Source organism: Bradyrhizobium cosmicum (genome assembly GCF_007290395.2).
In the GTDB taxonomy this organism is placed as follows: domain Bacteria; phylum Pseudomonadota; class Alphaproteobacteria; order Rhizobiales; family Xanthobacteraceae; genus Bradyrhizobium; species Bradyrhizobium cosmicum.
The window spans coordinates 785,892-802,994 of the sequence record NZ_CP041656.2 but is presented as its reverse complement, the minus strand read 5'-3'; the positions used below and the strand labels follow the sequence as shown (position 1 = coordinate 802,994).

Below are 17,103 nucleotides of genomic sequence, written 5' to 3'. Positions count from 1 at the left end.
TTAAAGTTGGGCGGCCTATCTGTCGGATGCGATTGGAATCTCACCCCTCAGCACGCTCTCGGCCAGGAACTCTATGCGGGCTCACCGCTTGGAGCTTCAGCAACCAAGGAGGCTGAGAATGGCCGGTTTGACTGAAGAAGACGTCCGCAAACGCGCCTATGAAATCTGGAAAGGTGCGGGCCAGCCCAACGAGAAAATGGACAGCTTCTGGTATGAGGCTGAGAAGGAGCTGTTGGCCGAACGGTCCGAACAGGGCGATGTGCCGCCCGGCATGAGCGACAATTTGCCGGTCTAGCTGGCTGCCGATCTCCCCGCCCGGCGACGGAAGTCCCGCGGCTTTCGGTCCATTCTTCGAGGCGGCTGCCTCAGCCCTTCCCTTCGCGCTTGCCGTCCTCCAGAATCACCACCGTGCTCTTGCTGCTCATGGCTGACAGAGCCTCGAGGGCCTCCTCGCAGAAGTCGGCCACCATCTGCTCGTGCCGGGCGCCGAGCTGAAGCAGCAGCAGATTGCCGAGATCCAGCACACCCGAGGCCGTCCCCTCCGGAAAGCGCTTTTTCAGGATGCGCTCGTAGTTCGCGTGGCGGTCGCGGTGATGCTCCAGCCGGGCCATCAGATCGGTGCGCATGGGCTCGATGTCGATGCTGTCCAGCGCATGCAGCCGGATCAGGAGATCGTCCTTGATCGAGGGCGGCGTGCTCGGCCGCGCGGCCCAGTGCCGCAGCGCTGTTCGGCCCTCGGGAGTGAGCGTATAGATGAGTTTATTGGGTTTGCCTGATTGGACGACCTCACGGCCCTGGATGTAGCCGCGGTCGCGCAGCTTGGAGAGCTCGCGGTAGATCTGCTGATGGTCGGCCTTCCAGAAGAAGCCGATCGAGGAGTCGAACGTCTTGGCCAGCTCGTAGCCTGTCATCGGACGTTCCGTCAGGCATGCGAGGATTGCGTCGCCCAGCGCCATGGCACCAGCTCCCTTGAGGTCCGACCAATTGACTTGACTTTATGCGCATTGATGCATATGCGTCAATGTGCATATGAGATGCCAAAGGTCGGGGCTCAATACTCGACCCGAAAACATAGCGAAATCAAACTCCTCGCTACTGTGCATGGGGTTGTTTTCGAGCTTTTTGCCAAGGCCTTTGATCTAGGGAGGCATCCTGACAATGACCGGCCTCGAGTCCTGGTACGCCTTCATGAAGTCCCATGATGCGAAAGCGCTCTGGGACCTGCTGCATCCTGACGCCGTGTTCGAAAGCCCCGTGGTGCACTCGCCGCAGCGCGGCCGCGACATCACCTTCAAATACCTCGCGAGCGCCGAAAAAGTGCTCGGCGGTCCCGGCTTTGCCTATGTCGGCGAGTGGACAAGCGCCAATGGCGCCGTGCTCGAGTTCAAGACCATCATCGACGGCATCGAGCTCAACGGCGTCGACATCATCACCTTCGATTCCGAGGGACGCATCACGAATTTCAAGGTGATGGTGCGTCCGCTCAAGGCGATCAACATGCTGCACCGCCTGATGGCGGAGCAGCTTGCCGCCGCCCAATCCTAAGCCAAACATCATCAGGCCGCCTGCCGGGAGACCACCATGCCGATCTACAAAGCCCCCGTCGAAGACGTAAACTTCCTGCTCAACGACGTCTTCCAGATCGACCGCTACGACAACCTCGCCGGCTTCTCCGACGCGTCGAGCGACGTGCGCGAAGCCATTCTCGGCGAAGCCGCCAAGCTCGCCGAAGAGGTGCTGCAGCCGCTGAATCGTGTGGGCGATCTCGAAGGCTGCAAGCGCGCCGATGACGGCAGCGTCACCACGCCGAAGGGCTTCAAGGACGCGTTCAAGCAGGTCGCCGAGGGCGGCTGGCTCGGTCTGTCGGCTCCGACCGAGTTCGGCGGCCAGGGCCTGCCGGTGACGCTGAGCCAGGCGGTCAACGAATTCCAGTGCTCGGCCAACATGGCGTTTTCGATGTATGGCGGCCTCACCATGGGCGCGACCGCGGCGCTCATCGTCCACGGTTCGCCGGAGCAGAAAAAGACCTACGTTCCGAAGATGGTGGCGGGTGAATGGACCGGCACCATGAACCTGACGGAGCCGCAGTGCGGCACCGATCTCGGCATGCTCCGCACCAAGGCGGTGCGCCAGGCCGACGGCAGCTTCAAGATATCAGGCACCAAGATCTTCATCTCGGCCGGCGAGCATGACCTCGCTCCCAACATCATTCACCTCGTGCTTGCCCGCATCGAGGGCGCGCCGGCCGGTATCAAGGGCGTGTCGCTGTTCGTGGTGCCGAAATTCCTGGTCAATGCCGATGGTTCGGTGGGCGCGCGCAACGGCGTGGTCTGCGGCTCGATCGAGCACAAGATGGGCATCCACGGCAATTCCACCTGCGTGATGAATTACGACAACGCCACCGGCTGGCTGATCGGCGAAGAGAACAAGGGCATGCAGGGCATGTTCGTGATGATGAACGAGGCCCGCCTCGGCGTCGCGGTTCAGGGCCTCGCGCAGTCCGAGGTCGCCTATCAGAATGCCGTCGCCTATGCCCGCGAGCGCATCCAGGGCCGCTCGCTCACCGGCGCCAAGGCGCCGGACAAGGCGGCCGACCCGATCATCGTGCATCCCGACGTGCGCCGCACGTTGCTCTCGATCCGCGCCTTCAACGAGGCCGCGCGCGCCTTCGTGATGTGGACTGCGCTGAAGAGCGACGTTGCCCATCGCTCCGAGGATGCCAAGGACCGCCAGGCCGCCGACGACCACATGGGGCTGATGACGCCGGTGCTGAAGGGCTTCCTCACCGAGTACGGCTTCGCCAACGCGGTGCAGGCGCAGCAGATGTATGGCGGCCACGGCTACATCGCCGAACAGGGCATGGAGCAGTTCGTGCGCGATGCCCGTATTGCGATGATCTATGAAGGCGCCAACGGCATCCAGGCGCTCGACCTCGTCGGCCGCAAGCTGCCGCGCGACGGTGGCCGCGCCATCATGGCCTTCTTCGGCGAGGTCGGCGCGTTCGCCAAGGAGAATGGCGGCGACGAGGCGATGGCACCGTTCATCACTCCGCTGTCGACGGCGCTCGGCCACCTCCAGCAGGCCACCACCTGGCTGATGCAGAACGCGATGATGAAGCCGGACAATGCCGGCGCCGCCGCAACGGACTACCTGCACCTCTTCGGCTTCGTCGCCCTCGGCTACATGTGGGCGAGGATGGCAAAGGTGACCCAGGCCAAGATTGCCGAGAGCGGGGCCACGCCCTATCTCTCGACCAAGCTCGTCACCGGCCGCTTCTTCATGGAACGGATGCTGCCCGAGACCGCCGCCAATCTCGCGCGCATCCAGGCCGGCTCCGCCACCATCATGGAATTGCCGGCGGAAGCTTTCTGAGATTATTCGCTTCCCCAACAATCTCGACCGCACCGCGGTCGCAACCAATCGCTGCAATCAGGAGGCTCCCATGGCAGATGCCTATATCTACGATCACGTCCGCACCCCCCGCGGCCGCGGCAAGGCCGACGGCGCGCTGCACGAAGTGACCGCGCTCGCACTTGCCACCGTGCCGCTGAAGGCACTGAAGGACCGCAACAACCTGCCGGAAGATTCCGTCGACGACGTCATACTCGGCGTGGTCGATCCGGTCGGCGAAGCCGGCTCCGACATCGCGCGCTTTGCCGCGCTCAAGGCCGGTCTCGGTGAAGCCGTGCCCGGCGTGCAGATCAGCCGCTTCTGCGCTTCCGGCCTCGACGCCGTGAACTTTGCCGCAGCCCAGGTGATGAGCGGCCAGCATGAGCTGGTGATCGGCGGCGGCGCGGAATCGATGAGCCGCGTCGGCATCGGCGCCTCCGGCGGCGCCTGGCCGATGGATCCGTCAATGGCGGTGCCGTACTATTTCATGCCGCAGGGCGTCTCGGCCGACTTGATCGCCACAAAGTACGGGTTCTCGCGCGACGACGTGGATGCGTATGCCGTGCAGAGCCAGCAGCGTGCCGCGAAGTCCTGGGATGAAGGCCGTTTCGACAAGTCGATCGTGCCGGTCAAGGACATCAACGGCCTCACCATCCTCGCCAAGGACGAGCACATGCGTCCCTCGACGACGATGCAGTCGCTGGCACAGCTGCAGCCGGCGTTCACGATGATGGCACAGATGGGCGGCTTCGACGGCGTCGCCGTTCAGTCGCATCCGGAAATCGAGCGCGTCAACTACGTGCACCACGCCGGCAACTCCTCGGGCATCGTCGACGGCGCCGGCGCCGTGCTGCTCGGCAGCAAGGAGGCCGCAAGCAAGTACGGCCTGAAGCCGCGTGCAAAAATCCGCGCCTTTGCCAATATCGGCTCCGAGCCTGCGATGATGCTGACCGGCCCGGTCGACGTCACCGAGAAGCTGTTCGCACGCTCCGGCATGAAGAAGTCGGACATCGACCTGTTCGAGCTCAACGAGGCCTTCGCCTCCGTCGTGCTGCGCTACATCCAGGCCTTCGACATCGACAACGCCAAGATCAACGTCAATGGCGGCGCGATTGCGCTCGGCCATCCGCTCGGCGCCACGGGCGCGATGATCCTCGGCACCGTGCTCGACGAGCTCGAGCGCACCAACAAATCCACGGCCCTTGTGACGCTATGCATCGGCGGCGGCATGGGCACCGCGACCATCATCGAACGCGTCTAAGGATAGGGAGCGACCAACATGGCTTACAAGAACTTCAAGGTTGAGACCGATTCCGACGGCATCGCGCTCGTGACCTGGGACATCCCGGGCCGTTCGATGAACGTGCTCGACGAGACCTCGACCAACGAGCTCGACGCGATCGTCAAGCAAACCACGGCTGATGCCGCGGTGAAGGGCGTCGTCATCACCTCCGCCAAGGAGGCATTCTGCGCCGGCGCCGATCTGTCGATGCTGGAAGGCATGAACCAGGCCTACGCCAAGGTCTTTGGGGAGCAAGGCGAGACCGCCGCGAACCAGATGCTGTTCGACCAGAGCCGGCGCTTCTCGCTGGTGCTGCGTTCGATCGAGACATCCGGCAAGCCGTGGGCGGCCGCGATCAACGGCCTCGCGCTCGGCGGCGGCTTCGAAATCACGCTGTGCTGCCACTATCGCGTGGCGGCGGAGAATCCCAAGACCCGCCTCGGCCTGCCGGAGGTCAAGGTCGGCCTGTTCCCCGGCGCCGGCGGCACGCAGCGCGTGCCGCGCCTGGTGCCGCCGCAGGACGCCATGACGATCCTGCTCAAGGGCGACCCGGTTACGGTCGAAAAGGCGAAGGCGCTGAACCTCATTCACGCCGTCGTTCCCGCCGCCGACCTCGTCAAGGCCGCCAAGGACTGGATCAAGGGCGGCGGCAAGGCCGTCGCGCCCTGGGACGAGAAGGGCTTCAAGCTCCCGGGCGGTCCGGTGTTCTCCAAGGCCGGCATGATGATGTTCCCGGCCGGCAACGCAATCTATCGCCGCGAGACCTACGACAACTACCCGGCCGCGCGCGCGATCATGAGCTGCGTCTATGAAGGCCTGCAGTTGCCGATCGACGCTGCCCTGCGTGTCGAGTCGCGCTACTTCACCTCGGTGCTGCGCTCGAAGGAAGCGGCCGCGATGATCCGCAGCCTGTTCCTGTCGATGCAGGAGCTCAACAAGGGCGCTCGCCGTCCGAAGGACGTGCCCGCAACCAAGGTGAAGAAGATCGCCGTGATCGGCGCCGGCTTCATGGGCGCGAGCGTCGGCTACGTCTCGGCCCGTGCCGGCCTCGACGTCGTCCTGATCGACCGCGACCAGGAGAGCGCCGACAAGGGCAAGGCGCACGCGCAGAAGGTGATCGAGGAGCAGATCAAGAAGGGCCGCGCCAAGCCCGCCGATGCAGAAGCCCTGCTCGCGCGCATCACGGCGACCGCCGACTATGCCGCGCTGAAGGACGTCGACCTCGTCATCGAGGCCGTGTTCGAGGACCGCAAGGTCAAGGCGGAGACCTTCGCCAAGGCGCAGGAGCATATGAAGCCGGACGTGATCTTCGCATCGAACACCTCGACGCTGCCGATCACCTCGCTGGCCGAAGGGTTCAAGGACCAGGGCAAGTTCGTCGGCATCCACTTCTTCTCGCCGGTCGAGAAGATGATGCTGGTCGAGATCATCAAGGGCAAGAACACCGGCGATGTCGCGCTCGCGACCGCGCTCGATTACGTCCGGCAGATCGGCAAGACGCCGATCGTGGTGAACGACAGCCGCGGCTTCTTCGCCAATCGCTGCGTCGGCCGCTATGTCGCCGAGGGCAACGAGATGTTCCTCGAAGGCGTGCCGTCGGCGATGATCGAGAACTGCGCCAAGATGGCCGGCATGCCGGTCGGCCCGCTCTCGCTCTCGGATGAAGTCGCGCTCGACCTCGGCCTCAAGATCATGAAGGCGACGGAAGCCGATCTCGGCCCCAACGCCATCAACCCCGATCAGAAGAAGCTGATGGTGGAGCTGGTCGAGAAACAGGGCCGCCTGGGCCGCAAGAACAGCAAGGGCTTCTACGACTACCCCGAGAAGGGCAAGGGCCAGAAGAGCCTGTGGCCGGGCCTCTCGGCCCTGCAGCCGAAGCAGCTCGATCCCGATACGCTCGATGTCGAGGAGCTGAAGCAGCGTTTCCTGGTGGTGCAGGCGGTGGAAGCTGCGCGTACGGTGGAAGACCACGTCATCACCGATCCGCGCGAGGCGGATGTCGGCTCGATCCTCGGCTTCGGCTTCGCACCGTTCACCGGCGGCACGCTGTCCTACATCGACTTCATGGGCACGAAGAAGTTCGTCGAGCTCTGCCACAAGCTGGAAGCAAAGTACGGCTCGCGTTTCACCCCGCCGAAATTGCTCGAGGAGATGGCCACGAAGGGCGAAACCTTCTACGGACGCTTCGCGCCGAAGAAGGCAGCTGCCTGATCGTCTGAGCTCGTAGCGAACCAAACTGCGAAGGCCGGATCATCGATCCGGCCTTTTCCTTTGGGCAATGTCATCACGGTTGCGTCAGATATATTCCCGGTTGTGGAACCGATCACAAAATCCGCTTAGGAACCGTGTCAGCGTCCCGCTACCGCGGTATCGCTCAATGTCATAGGCGCGCCAAAGCGGCGCCGTTTTTTCGCTCGGCCCTGGCATTAGTCTTGCTGCGGGTCGGGGTCATGAATCGCGTTGGGACACTTGCCGATCCATCGGCAAGTTGAAGACGAAATAAGAAAGTGTCCTTGATGAACTCGTTGGTGCTGCGGAAGACCGCGCTCGATCGCGATCTTGCCGCCAAATATCCCTTTGCGTCTGCGACCGGTCGCCTCTCGCGGCAACAGAAGCCGGCTCGCCTGCGTCGCAAGGGACCGGTGCTTTGGACGGCCCTGGCGTCACTTGTGCTGGCTGCGGATTTTCTGCTCGCTTATCTCGCCTGGCTGGCCGTCGACTTCCTCATGGGGTGAGGCCTCGCGCCCGTGCAGCAGATACGTCGCCGCGAAGTACGCGAGCTGGCAGACGGCGAGGCAGGCGGCAATGACGGTCACGCCCGCCAGCATTCCGAAATCGTAAGCGCGAAGAACAAACGCGGATAGAATTGCGATGATCGGAGAGATCAGAACCAGCGCCCAGATCCTGAAGACATAACCCGTGGCTATTCCCACCAAGCCACTTGCAACGATCAGGACGGAGGCAATCGTCAAGTTCAACTCCGAAGAGAGTCCGAACACATCCTCAATAGTTCCAGCAAGCTCGCCCGCTTTGCGAGCATTAACAAGACAGCACTACTTACATTTGACGAACAGTCGTTCATAGGTCGGTTATGAGGGACGGCGATCCGCTGAAATGGATTCGCACCCCTGCCGTCCCGCGGCATATAAAAAGGGCCGGATCGTCGACCCGGCCCTTTCGACGATCGATCGCTCTTGCAGCTCAGGCGGCCTGCGCCAGCCCTTCCTTCTTCAGCGCTTCCTGCACCTGCGGGCGCGCGGCGACGCGGGCTTTGTAGGCGGCGAGGTTCGGCATCGCCGAAAAGTCGAACTTCATCCGGTCGGCCCAGGTCAGCATCGTGAAGAGATAGCCGTCCGCGACCGTGAACTGCTTGCCCATGAGGTAGTCACGGCCGGCGAGCTGGCTGTCGATGTATTTCAGCTTGCCCATGACGCGGTCCTTGAAGAAGGCCTTGGCCTCGTCGTTCAGCGCCGGTGCGAACATCGGACCGAAGCTCTTGTGCACCTCCGAGGTGAGGAAGTTCAGCCATTCGAGCAGCTTGTAGCGCTCGGCGCTGCCGTGGGCGGGCGCCAGCGCCTTGGCCGCGGCCTTGTCGGCGATCATCTGGACAATGACCGGACCTTCGGTCACGATCTCACCGCTGTCGAGGCCCAGCGCGGGGACCTGACCTTTGGGGTTCAGCTTCAGATAATCCTCACCATTTTCGAGCTTCTTGGCCCGGATATCGACCTTGACCAGCTCGTAGGGCAGGCCGGCTTCCAGGAGGGCGATGTGAGGAGACAGGGAGCAGGCGCCGGGCGAGTAATAGAGTTTCATGGAATTTCCTCCTCTTGACGCTTGGTTGCAGCGAATAGACGCCTACATGCACGTGCATGCAATAGTCAAGATTGATGCAGGTGCATCGAGTGGGGTAAGAGACGGGCGACGAGTTTGAGCGGGACCATGAAACGCAAGCCATCGACCGAGGCGACTTCCGCCTGGATCCGCCTGATGCGGGTGCAGAGCCGCGTGCTCGATTGCGTCGAGCAGGACCTGAAGAAGGCGGGCTTCCCGCCGCTGGCCTGGTACGACGCACTGCTGGAACTATCGCGGGCGCCCTCGGGCGAATTGCGGCCGGTGGAACTCGAGCGGCAGATGCTGATCCCGCAATATTCCACATCGCGCCTGATCGACCGCCTGGTCGACGAGGGCCTCGCCTCCCGGCGCGAATGCAAGATCGACAAGCGTGGCCAGTTCGTTGAGATCACGGAAGCGGGCCGCGAGTTGCAGAAGCGGATGTGGGGCGCCTACTCCGCCGCGATCGAGAAATATGTCGGCTCGAAACTGTCCGATGCGGATGCCGTCAAGCTCAGCGGTCTGCTCGACCGCCTGGGCTGCTCGTGCGGCGAGATGAAACTGCCACCCGTCGCCAGTGTCAACGAAACCTCGCCGCCGCGATGATCGCGCGGCCAACCAGCACGTCCGCGCACCCCATGGGTTCGCGGACCATCCCTGTCACCCGCGCGCCTTCGATCGAAGCGCCCTTTTGATTAGAGTTTGATATGGCGCGAGACCAGATCGATATGACGCCGCTGCAATCGCGTGACGAGCTCGTCGCGTGGTTCGAGGCTGGCTGCAAGGACCCGTCCGAATTCCGCATGGGCACCGAGCACGAGAAGACGCCCTTCACGCTCGAAGGCCACCGGCCGGTGCCTTACGAAGGTGCGCGCGGCATTGGCGCGCTGCTCGAGGGCATGAAGCTCCTGCTCGGCTGGGAGCCGATCATGGAGAAGGGCAACATCATCGGCCTCTACGACGTCACCGGCGGCGGCGCGATCTCGCTCGAACCCGGCGGACAGTTCGAGCTCTCCGGCGCCCCCGTCGAGAACGTGCACCAGACCCAGAGCGAGCTGATGGCGCATCTGGCGCAGGTGCGCGAGATCGCGACGCCGCTCGGCATCGGCTTCCTCGGCCTTGGGATGACGCCGTCCTGGTCGCGCGCCGACATCCCGGTGATGCCCAAGGGCCGCTACAAGATCATGACCAACTACATGCCGAAGGTTGGCCAGTACGGCCTCGACATGATGTACCGGACCTGCACGGTGCAGACCAATCTCGACTTCTCCTCCGAAGCCGACATGGTCAAGAAGCTGCGCGTCTCGCTCGCGCTGCAGCCGGTAGCGACCGCCTTGTTCGCCAATTCGCCCTTTACCGAAGGCAAGCCGAACGGCTTCCTCTCCTTCCGCTCCGAGATCTGGCGCGACACCGACAATGCGCGCGCCGGCATGATGCCGTGGGCGTTCGAGGACGGCATGGGCTTCGAGCGCTACGTCGATTACGCGCTCGACGTGCCCATGTATTTCGTCAAGCGCGAAGACGACTACATCGACGTGTCGGGCTCCTCGTTCCGCGCCTTCTTCGAAGGCCGCAACAATAATCTGCCCGGCGAGCGTCCGACGCTGTCGGACTGGGCCAACCATCTTTCGACGATTTTCCCCGAGGTGCGCCTCAAGCGCTATCTGGAAATGCGCGGCTCCGATGGCGGCCCGTGGGGCCGGTTGCCGGCGCTGTCGGCATTCTGGGCCGGGCTGCTCTACGACGACGTGTCGCTCGATGCCGCCTGGGACCTGGTGAAGCACTGGACCTCGCCCGAGCGCCAGGCCTTGCGCGACGACGTGCCGCGCTTCGGCTTCAAGGCGCGGATCAAGGATCGCTATCTGTTCGAGATCGCCAAGGAATGCCTCGTCCTGGCCCATGCCGGCCTGCGCCGGCGCGGCCGGATCGATCAGCTCGGCCGCGACGAAACCCGGCATCTGGAGCCGCTCGACCGCATCATCGATTCCGGCCGGACTCCGGCCGAGGAGATGCTGGAGAAGTTCAACGGGCCCTGGAAAGGCTCGGTGGAACCGGCCTACGCGGAATACGCTTTCTAGATTCCGGCGTTCGGAAGTTCAGCCGTTCATCGCCCATACAGGTTTGCGGCGATCAAATGGCCGGCTGAAAAAGCTGAGCGCCGTCAATAACTCGAAAGCTGTTCCGATGGGAAAGGGCCGCCTGCCTGGCGCTGTCATGTCAAAGCTCCCGGCAAGGGTCTTGGCAAGCGTCATGGCCTGCGCGACGCTGCTCTCGCTCGTGTTTTCGAGCGACCCCGCACGCGCCCAGACGGCGTTCGACCGGCCGGGCGGCGACTATTTCAACACGCCGGTCACCTCGGGTGACCCCGAGGATTGCGCACTGCAGTGTGAGCGAGATCGCCGCTGTCGCGCCTGGAGTTTCAGCTATCCCGACGTTGAAGGCGGCTCGGCCGTGTGCTGGCTCAAGAACACGGTGCCGCCGCGCGTCCCGGGCAATTGCTGCATCTCCGGTGTCCGCGGCGCCGGCGTGATCGAGCCGCGGGTCGAGGGCGTGGAAACGTCGATCGACCGTCCAGGCGGTGACCTGCGCAATTTCGAGCTCAAGGACGGCGAAGGCGAGGAGGCCTGCAAGGCCGCCTGCACCGCCGACAACAAATGCCGCGCCTTCACCTACGCCCGTCCCGGCTACACCGGACGTGAAGCGCGCTGCTTCCTGAAAAAGGAAATCAAGCCGCCGCGCCGCAAGGCGGGATTCACGTCAGGCGTGGTCAGATAGCTGCTCGCTCCTTGCGGAGCGGCCAATCGCGTCCTGCCGTTCAGTTCGCCGCCGAGACCAGCCTGCCCCCGCACGCATTCGCGTAGAACTTGCCGCCGCATTGGCGCTTGATCGCGGCGCAGCGCGCGGCCGGAGATGAATTTTGCGGGACAGTAAAACCGCAGCTCAGCCCGTCGGCGCCGCGGCCCATCCTGCCGGCGGCAAAGGCCGCGCTGGAGACGGTGATGCAGACGACGAGAATGGCTGCGGCGGCGATCTCGATCAGCAGTCTCATCAGCAGTGTCATGGGGCGCTTCCTCCATACTGATGGCTGAATTGGCCGTTAGCCTAGCACCAAATCCGCATCTCTCCGTACGCTTCCGGGTTCCCAAATCGGCCCGTTACTTGCATAATTTTACGCCAGCGCAGTGCACGGCCGCACCAGCGATGGTTCCGGTGCAGGGGCAATACGCTTAGGATGACAAGACGCGTAGGGTTAGTGGTGTTCTCGCGACCAGGAAGTGACGGCCTTGCAAGATCAATCGTTCCAGCCAAATTTCCCAGCTGCCGGCCAGCCCATCGACGAACTCGCGCTGGCTGAGATCAAGGGCACGATCCTGGCGAAACTGCGCCTTGCCATCGGCAAGGACGCCGGCATGGCGACCAAGCACGACTGGTACCAGGCCGCGGCGCTCGCGCTGCGCGACCGCATCGTGCACCGCTGGCTCACGGCCGAGAAGCACAGCTACGACGCCGGGCGCAAGCGCGTCTACTATCTCTCGCTCGAATTCCTGATCGGCCGTCTGTTCACCGACGCGCTGAACAACATGGGGCTGCTCAAGATCTTCGAGGTCGCGCTCGGCGATCTCGGCGTTTCGCTGCCCGAGCTCCGCAAATGCGAGCCGGATGCCGCGCTCGGCAATGGCGGCCTGGGACGGCTCGCCGCCTGCTTCATGGAAAGCATGGCCACGCTGTCGATCCCCGCGATCGGCTACGGCATCCGCTACGATTACGGCCTGTTCCGCCAGATCATCAATCAAGGCTGGCAGCAGGAATATCCGGATGAATGGCTCGGCTTCGGCAATCCCTGGGAATTGCAGCGGCCGGAGGTCATCTACGACATCAACTTCGGCGGCGGTGTCGAGCATGTCGACGACAAGGGCCGCGACCGCGCGATCTGGCACCCGGGCGAGACGGTGCAGGCGATCGCCTATGACACGCCGATCGTCGGCTGGCGCGGTCAGCACGTCAATGCGCTCCGCCTGTGGTCGGCGCGCTCGCCCGATCCGTTGAAGCTCGATGCCTTCAACAAGGGCGACTATGTCAGCGCCAGCGCCGAGCAGTCGCGCGCCGAAGCGATCTGCAAATTCCTCTATCCGAACGACGAGAGCCCCGCCGGCCGCGAGCTGCGCCTGCGCCAGGAATATTTCTTCGTCTCGGCTTCGCTGCAGGACCTCATCAAGCGGCATCTGTCGTCCGACGGCCAGCTCCGCAGCCTGTCGTCCAAGGTCGCGGTGCAGCTCAACGACACCCATCCGAGCCTTGCCGTCACCGAGTTGATGCGCATCCTCGTCGACCTCCACAATTTCCGCTGGGACGAGGCCTGGAAAATCACGGTCGCCACCCTCTCCTACACCAACCACACGCTGCTGCCAGAGGCGCTCGAAACCTGGCCGGTCGAGCTGTTCGAGCGGCTGCTGCCGCGGCATCTGGAAATCATCTACCGCATCAACGTGCAGCATCTCGCGCTCGCCGAAGCGCGCGCGCCCGGCGACATCGATTTCCGCGCCTCGGTTTCGCTGATCGACGAGAAGAGCGGTCGCCGCGTGCGCATGGGCCAGCTCGCCTTCGTCGGCTCGCACCGCATCAACGGCGTCTCGGCGATGCATTCCGACCTGATGCGCGAGACCGTGTTCCACGATCTCAACCATCTCTACCCCGGCCGCATCACCAACAAGACCAACGGCATCACCTTCCGCCGCTGGCTGATGCTGGCAAACCCGAAGCTGACGGACCTATTGCGCGAGACCTGCGGCGATGCCGTGCTCGACGATCCGACCCAGCTCAGCCTGATCGAGGCGCGCGCCAGCGACGTCGAATTCCAGAAGAAGTTCCGCAGCGTCAAGCTTCACAACAAGATGGCGCTTGCGCGCCTGATCGGCGAACGGCTCGGCATCAAGGTCGACCCGAGCGCGCTGTTCGACGTGCAGATCAAGCGCATCCATGAATACAAGCGCCAGCTGCTCAACATCATCGAAACAGTTGCGCTGTACCAGTCGATCAAGGACGATCCCGACGGGAATTGGGTGCCGCGGGTCAAGATCTTCGCTGGCAAGGCGGCAGCGAGCTATCGCTACGCCAAGCTGATCATCAAGCTGATCAACGATGTCGCGGAGGTGGTCAACAACGACCCCGCGATCGGCGGCAAGCTCAAGGTCGTCTTCCTGCCCGACTACAATGTCAGCCTCGCGGAAGTGATCATTCCCGCGGCCGACCTGTCCGAGCAGATCTCGACCGCCGGCATGGAAGCCTCCGGCACCGGCAACATGAAGCTGTCACTGAACGGCGCCCTCACCATCGGCACGCTCGACGGCGCCAATATCGAGATCCGCGATCACGTCGGCGCCGAGAACATCGCGATCTTCGGCATGGAAGCGGGCGACGTCATGATCCGGCGCAAGCAGGGGCTGGATGCCTCCGACGTGATCCGCAAATCGCCAAAGCTCCAGCGCGCCATCAATGCGATCGGCGGCGGTGAATTCTCCCCCGGCGATCCCGGCCGCTTCGAATCCATCGCGCATGCGCTGCGCTATCTCGATCACTACATGGTCAGCGCCGACTTCGATTCCTACTACGAGGCACAGCGCAGCGTCGATGCGCGCTGGCAGGTGGCGCCGGCCTGGACGCGCGCCTCCATCCTCAACGTCGCGCGCATGGCGTGGTTCTCATCCGACCGCACCATTCGTGAATACGCCGAGGAAATCTGGACCGTGCCGGTAAACCCGACCACGCCACTGCTGCCGAATCTGCGCGACGTCGCGGGCTGATTTTCCGCAGGATGAAATCGGCGTTACGCAGCAGGTAATTGCGCAGGCCGGCGGCGGGCGTGATATGACGTCCGTCATTGAAAGCTGGAAACAACAATGCACGCCAAGCTCCCGCATCCCTTCGACGACGCCACCCGCATCACCGCCGGTGACTCCAGTTGGCAGGGGCACACCAGCGACGACTACTGGGCCTTTGTCGGCCCGTTCGGCGGTATCACGGCCGCGACGATCCTGCGCGCGCTGATCGAGCACCCGCAACGCGCCGGCGAACCGCTGGCGCTAACCGTCAATTACTGCGCGCCGATCGCCAAGGGCCCGTTCGATCTCGACCTGCGGCTGGTGAAGGCCAACCGCTCCAGCCAGCACTGGAGCGTTGAACTGTCGCAGGGCGGCGGCGAGGTCGCAACGCTCGCCACCGCGGTGTTCGCCGAGCGCCGACCGTCGTGGGAGCACAGGGTGGCGCAATATCCTGAAGCAAAGCCGTTCGAACAGACGCTGCCGTTCCCAAAGATCTCGGCGTCGTGGGCCAACCAGTATGAATTCCGCTTCGTCGAGGGCGAGATGCGGATCGGCCCGCCGCAGGCCGAACTTGCCGGCACCTATTCGAAGATCTGGATCAGCGACCGCACTCCGCGCAAGCTCGATATGCTGTCGCTGATGTCGATGTCAGACGCTTTCTTCGGCCGCATCTTCCACGCAAGGCGCGAACTGGTGCCGTTCGGCACGGTGTCGCTGACGACGTATTTCCACACCGACAGCGAAGAGCTCGCGGCCGAGGACATCACCCGCGTGCTGGCGACGGCCGATTCGAAGATCATGCACAAGAGCTACGCCGACCAGAACGCCGAGCTGTGGTCGCCGAACGGGCGGCTGCTCGCGACGACCACGCAGATCGCGTACTTCAAGGCCTGAGTGCTTCCAAAGACTCGTCCTTGCCAGCGCAGCGAAGCAATCCAGGCTGTCACTGCGGAGGGATTCTGGATTGCTTCGCTGCGCTCGCAATGACGGCGGAAAGATCGCAAGAAACAAAAAAGGGCGGCCTCTCGGCCGCCCTTTTGCATTCAACCAAAGGCGAGAGAAATCACTCCGCCGCGAGCTTCACGTCCGGCGCGGCTGCGCGGACCTCGGCATCGACATGGGCTTCGAACTTGGCGAAGTTCTTCTGGAACATGCCGACCAGCGCGCGGGCGGTCTTGTCGAACTCGTCCTTGTCCTTCCAGGTGTTGACCGGGTTGAGGATCTCGCTCGGCACGCCCGGCAGCGCGGTCGGGACCGCGAAGCCAAAATATTTGTCGGTGCGGAATTCGACGTTGCGAAGCGAGCCGTCGAGCGCGGCGGTCAGCAGCGCGCGCGTCACCTTGATCGGCATGCGCGAGCCAACACCATACTTGCCGCCGGTCCAGCCCGTGTTGACCAGCCAGCAATCGACATTGTGCTGGGCAATGAGGTCGCGCAGCATGTTGCCGTAGACGGACGGATCGAGCGGCAGGAAGGGCGAGCCGAAGCAGGTCGAGAATTCCGGCTGCGGCTCGTTGCCGAGGCCGCGCTCGGTGCCCGCGACCTTGGCAGTGTAGCCGGACAGGAAGTGATACATCGCCTGCGCCGGCGACAGCTTGGCGATCGGCGGCAGCACGCCGAAGGCGTCGGCGGCGAGCATCACCACGTTCTTCGGCTGCGGGGCGCGACCGGTACGCGAGGCGTTCGGGATGAAGTCGAGCGGATAGGCCGAACGCGTGTTCTCGGTCTTGGAGCCGTCGTCGAAGTCCACCACGCGGGTGTCCTCGTCGAGCACGCAGTTCTCGAGCACCGCGCCGAAGCGCGTCGACGCCGCATAGATCTGCGGCTCGGCTTCCTGCGAGAGCTTGATGCACTTGGCGTAGCAGCCGCCCTCGAAGTTGAACACGCCGTTCGGGCCCCAGCCGTGCTCATCGTCGCCGATCAGGGTGCGGTTGGGATCGGCCGACAGCGTGGTCTTGCCGGTGCCTGACAGCCCGAAGAAGATCGCGGCGTCGCCCTTGGCGCCGACATTGGCCGAGCAGTGCATCGGCATCACGCCGCGCTCCGGCAGATAGTAGTTCAGCGTGGTGAAGACCGACTTCTTCATCTCGCCGGCATAATAGGAGCCGCCGATCAGCACGATCTTGCGGGCGAAGTCGATCGCGACGACGTTTTCCGACTTGCAACCATGGCGCTTCGGATCGGCGCGGAAGCTCGGCATGTCGATGATGGTGAGCTCAGGCGTGAAGGTCGACAGCTCGATCGCCTCGGGGCGGATAAGCAGCGTCCGGATGAACAGCGAGTGCCAGGCGAGCTCGGTGAAGACCCGGGTCTTGATCCGGTAAGCCGGATCGGCGCCGCCATAGAGGTCCTGCGCGAACAGCTTCTTGCCTTCGGCGTGCTTGAGGAAATCCTGGTAGAGCGTCTCGAACTGCTCGGCGGTGATCGACTGGTTGCCGGCCCACCACATCTTCTTGTCGGTGGTGGCGTCACGCACCGTGAACTTGTCCTTCGGACTGCGACCGGTAAACTCACCGGTGTCGGCGCAGAGCGCGCCGTCAGCGGACAGCACCGCCTCGCCCGCGGCGAGCGAGTACTGATAGAGTTGCGGTGCGCCGAGGTTCCAGTGAACCTGCTTGAGATTCTTTAAGCCGAATTTGTCGGCGCCGAAGGCACCGTTGCGCACGCCCGTCTCTTGCACGAAAAATCCTCCTAGAACCCGCGACACATAGCGCGACCTGACTTTGGCACCATCGCGGTCACCGTGAATTACAGGCCGTCCGGCCTCGGTTGGACGAC

Annotated in this window: 15 protein-coding genes; 10 read left to right on the top strand and 5 right to left on the bottom strand. The window is 63.6% G+C overall.

The features are described from left to right. Positions 1-118 precede the first annotated feature (118 nt). Entirely contained in the window at positions 119-295 is a 177-nt protein-coding gene (locus tag FNV92_RS03730) for a DUF2934 domain-containing protein (RefSeq protein ID WP_014439408.1), read from the top strand. Between the two features lie 70 nt (positions 296-365). Here FNV92_RS03730 and FNV92_RS03725 read toward each other — a convergent pair whose 3' ends face one another. Continuing rightward, positions 366-956: a PadR family transcriptional regulator gene (locus FNV92_RS03725; protein WP_143842150.1), complete on the bottom strand. Its 591-nt coding sequence runs from the start codon at positions 954-956 to the stop codon at positions 366-368. Positions 957-1,158: 202 nt separating this feature from the next. Here FNV92_RS03725 and FNV92_RS03720 point away from each other — a divergent pair, with 202 nt between their 5' ends. The 4 genes from FNV92_RS03720 (at position 1,159) to FNV92_RS03705 (ending at position 6,883) form a co-directional block, all read left to right on the top strand. Further along, the gene (locus tag FNV92_RS03720; RefSeq protein ID WP_014439406.1) at positions 1,159-1,545 is read left to right on the top strand and encodes a nuclear transport factor 2 family protein; all 387 of its coding nucleotides are present in this window, start codon (positions 1,159-1,161) and stop codon (positions 1,543-1,545) included. A 36-nt stretch (positions 1,546-1,581) separates the two neighbouring features. After that, the gene (locus tag FNV92_RS03715) at positions 1,582-3,372 is read left to right on the top strand and encodes an acyl-CoA dehydrogenase C-terminal domain-containing protein (protein ID WP_143842151.1); all 1,791 of its coding nucleotides are present in this window, start codon (positions 1,582-1,584) and stop codon (positions 3,370-3,372) included. A 70-nt stretch (positions 3,373-3,442) separates the two neighbouring features. Then, positions 3,443-4,651, top strand: a complete 1,209-nt coding sequence (locus FNV92_RS03710; protein WP_143842153.1) for an acetyl-CoA C-acetyltransferase — start codon at positions 3,443-3,445, stop codon at positions 4,649-4,651. Positions 4,652-4,669: 18 nt separating this feature from the next. Continuing rightward, a complete protein-coding gene (locus FNV92_RS03705) occupies positions 4,670-6,883 on the top strand; it encodes an FAD-dependent oxidoreductase (RefSeq protein ID WP_143842155.1) in 2,214 nt (737 codons plus the stop codon). Positions 6,884-7,335: 452 nt separating this feature from the next. Here the strand turns inward: FNV92_RS03705 and FNV92_RS03700 are convergent, their stop codons facing one another. Together FNV92_RS03700 and gstA are read right to left on the bottom strand one after the other, a co-directional pair. Further along, a complete protein-coding gene (locus tag FNV92_RS03700; protein WP_244623769.1) occupies positions 7,336-7,644 on the bottom strand; it encodes a hypothetical protein in 309 nt (102 codons plus the stop codon). A gap of 229 nt (positions 7,645-7,873) precedes the next feature. Beyond that, on the bottom strand, positions 7,874-8,488 hold the full coding sequence (gstA, locus tag FNV92_RS03695) for a glutathione transferase GstA (RefSeq protein WP_014439400.1): 615 nt from the start codon (positions 8,486-8,488) through the stop codon (positions 7,874-7,876). 126 nt (positions 8,489-8,614) lie between these two features. On the opposite strand from gstA, the gene FNV92_RS03690 reads away from it, so the two are divergent. From FNV92_RS03690 to FNV92_RS03680, 3 genes are all read left to right on the top strand, one after another. Then, positions 8,615-9,112: a MarR family winged helix-turn-helix transcriptional regulator gene (locus FNV92_RS03690; protein ID WP_014439399.1), complete on the top strand. Its 498-nt coding sequence runs from the start codon at positions 8,615-8,617 to the stop codon at positions 9,110-9,112. A 101-nt stretch (positions 9,113-9,213) separates the two neighbouring features. After that, on the top strand, positions 9,214-10,584 hold the full coding sequence (locus FNV92_RS03685; protein WP_143842159.1) for a glutamate--cysteine ligase: 1,371 nt from the start codon (positions 9,214-9,216) through the stop codon (positions 10,582-10,584). A gap of 106 nt (positions 10,585-10,690) precedes the next feature. Continuing rightward, positions 10,691-11,281 (top strand): PAN domain-containing protein, encoded by a 591-nt coding sequence (locus FNV92_RS03680; protein ID WP_143842160.1) that lies wholly within the window; start codon positions 10,691-10,693, stop codon positions 11,279-11,281. A 40-nt stretch (positions 11,282-11,321) separates the two neighbouring features. Here the strand turns inward: FNV92_RS03680 and FNV92_RS03675 are convergent, their stop codons facing one another. Then, entirely contained in the window at positions 11,322-11,567 is a 246-nt protein-coding gene (locus FNV92_RS03675) for a hypothetical protein (protein ID WP_143842162.1), read from the bottom strand. A 223-nt stretch (positions 11,568-11,790) separates the two neighbouring features. Between FNV92_RS03675 and FNV92_RS03670 the strand changes: the two genes are divergently transcribed. Further along, entirely contained in the window at positions 11,791-14,307 is a 2,517-nt protein-coding gene (locus FNV92_RS03670; RefSeq protein WP_168213368.1) for a glycogen/starch/alpha-glucan phosphorylase, read from the top strand. A 96-nt stretch (positions 14,308-14,403) separates the two neighbouring features. Continuing rightward, on the top strand, positions 14,404-15,219 hold the full coding sequence (locus FNV92_RS03665) for an acyl-CoA thioesterase (RefSeq protein ID WP_014439393.1): 816 nt from the start codon (positions 14,404-14,406) through the stop codon (positions 15,217-15,219). A 169-nt stretch (positions 15,220-15,388) separates the two neighbouring features. Here the strand turns inward: FNV92_RS03665 and FNV92_RS03660 are convergent, their stop codons facing one another. Beyond that, positions 15,389-17,005 carry a phosphoenolpyruvate carboxykinase gene (locus tag FNV92_RS03660; RefSeq protein ID WP_014439392.1) on the bottom strand — a complete coding sequence of 539 codons (1,617 nt, stop codon included), beginning with the start codon at positions 17,003-17,005 and terminating at the stop codon, positions 15,389-15,391. Positions 17,006-17,103: the final 98 nt, after the last annotated feature.